Source organism: Protofrankia sp. CiT1 (assembly GCF_917627335.1).
Taxonomy (GTDB): Bacteria; Actinomycetota; Actinomycetes; order Frankiales; family Frankiaceae; genus Protofrankia.
In genome coordinates this window covers 15,082-16,375 of record NZ_CAKJTP010000099.1, presented here as the reverse complement: position 1 = coordinate 16,375, position 1,294 = coordinate 15,082, and the positions used below count along the sequence as shown (strand labels likewise).

Genomic DNA, 1,294 nt, shown 5'->3' with positions numbered 1-1,294 from the left:
GGCCCCGGACGAAACCATCCGCGACCAGCGGCTCAGCGCCCACGCACGGCATCTGCGCGCTCATGTGGACGCGCTCGGGGCGAAGGCGTACTGGCGGCAGTTCTCCGCCAGCCCGGAGTTCGTGGTGCTGTTCGTACCCGCTGAAGCCTTCCTCGCCCCCGCGCTCGAGAAGGACCCAGCGCTGCTGGAGCATGCCGCCAGGAAGAAGGTCGTCATCGCGACGCCGACCACGCTCATCGCAATGCTGCGGACTGTTGCCCACGCGTGGACGCAGGAGGCGCTCACCACCCGCACCCGGGAGATCTTCGAGCTTGGCCGGGACCTGTACACCCGCCTTGGCACCCTCGGCGAGCACGTGGACCGGCTCGGCCGTTCGATCGGCCGGACCGTGACCGACTTCAACGCCGCGGTCGGATCGCTGGAGAGCCGTGTGCTGGTACCGGCACGACAGCTTGCCGCTATGGAGGTGGTGGACAGCGTGCTGGCCACGCCTGCGCGCGTTGAATCCGGTGTACGCGCCCTGTCCGCGGCGGAGCTCGCCGGCCCCGCCGAGGCACCGCCCAGCTCGCGGCTCGTCCGCTGAACGCCACAGACATTGCCGAAAGCACGTGGAGAAACACTGAAAGTAATGTCACTAGCGTTATCACAGGGTGCGACAACTCGCCGGTGACACACGGCCCGGCTCCGGGCGGTACCTTGCCCAAGTGAGCTCGCCGCCGCCTCGCCCGTCGGCCGGTCCCCCCGACCGGGCCGGAGGCCCGACCGGACAGCGCGGACGAATCCCGGCTCGGCGAGGCGGCGCAGGCACGCCTACCGTGGTTACGGGCAGCCGGCGTGGCCTTACCGTGCTCGGAGCCGCTCTCCTGGTCCTCCTGGCCGGAACAGCCGGAGCCGCCATCGATGTGGTCCTGGCCGGCTCCCTGGGCGTGGTGTTCGGCGTTCTGTTCGTCGCCGGTTGCGTCCTGGCCGCCACCCGGGTGCATCCCGACGACCTCCTCGGCATCGTTATCACACCACCGCTCGTTTATGCGCTGATAGCCATCGGTATCGGATTTGCGCATCCGGCCGCCGGCAGCGCTGGTGGTGGAATAAAGAACAAAGTGATCAGCATTAGCTCCGATCTGATTCTTCGAGCCCCCGTGCTTCTCCTTGGGTTCTTTGCCGTCGTACTCATAGCGGTGGTCCGGGCGCGGCATGCCCGGGTCGCCCGGCGCGACCGTCAACGTGCGCTCAAGGCCACGAGGAATCGCCGTCGGCCGAGTGGTTAGGGCGTGCCCGCCGGATGGCGGCCGAT

At 68.5% G+C, this 1,294-nt stretch carries 2 protein-coding genes; both read left to right on the top strand.

Annotated elements, in window-relative coordinates; genetic code table 11:
• Window positions 1-583, top strand: a 583-nt coding sequence (locus MJ785_RS15260) for a DNA recombination protein RmuC (protein WP_239381451.1), incomplete at its 5' end; no start/stop codon positions are given.
• 232 nt (window positions 584-815) lie between these two features.
• Window positions 816-1,268, top strand: coding sequence for a DUF6542 domain-containing protein (locus tag MJ785_RS15255; RefSeq protein ID WP_239308400.1), 453 nt, complete (start codon window positions 816-818; stop codon window positions 1,266-1,268).
• Window positions 1,269-1,294 lie beyond the last annotated feature (26 nt).